Source organism: Kitasatospora sp. SC0581, from assembly GCF_048159585.1.
GTDB lineage: Bacteria > Actinomycetota > Actinomycetes > Streptomycetales > Streptomycetaceae > Kitasatospora.
The window spans coordinates 1-311 of sequence record NZ_JBLRWA010000334.1 but is presented as its reverse complement, the minus strand read 5'-3'; the positions used below and the strand labels follow the sequence as shown (position 1 = coordinate 311).

General features: G+C 34.1%; 1 protein-coding gene. It reads right to left on the bottom strand.

Features of this window, described 5'->3' with window-relative positions; all coding sequences use genetic code 11:
* On the bottom strand, positions 1 to 311 hold a 311-nt coding region (locus tag ACLWS4_RS38345; protein ID WP_416876618.1), incomplete at both ends, for a hypothetical protein.

The following is a 311-nucleotide window of genomic DNA, read 5'->3' as shown; positions in this document are numbered from 1 at the left end:
CGTATTAAACTGATAAACCTTACGATCAATTATTGCAGATTCAGTTTTTTTGACTTTATCTGTATAAATGACGAATTGCTCAGGCAGTGGCTCTTTATCCTGAATGATTTTCAAATCAAATTTATCATGAATAAAGGTAGTTTCATTAAAGTCTTTGAACAGGTCAATATCAACTTGTAATGAAAAACTGTTCTCCTCATTTTTGCTCCAACTGGCAATAAAATTATGACGCTCGCTGTTATCTTTGGATGCAAACTGTATTTTAATTCCACTTACGGGTTCTTTCCAATGGATAGGCGGGGCAATGGATA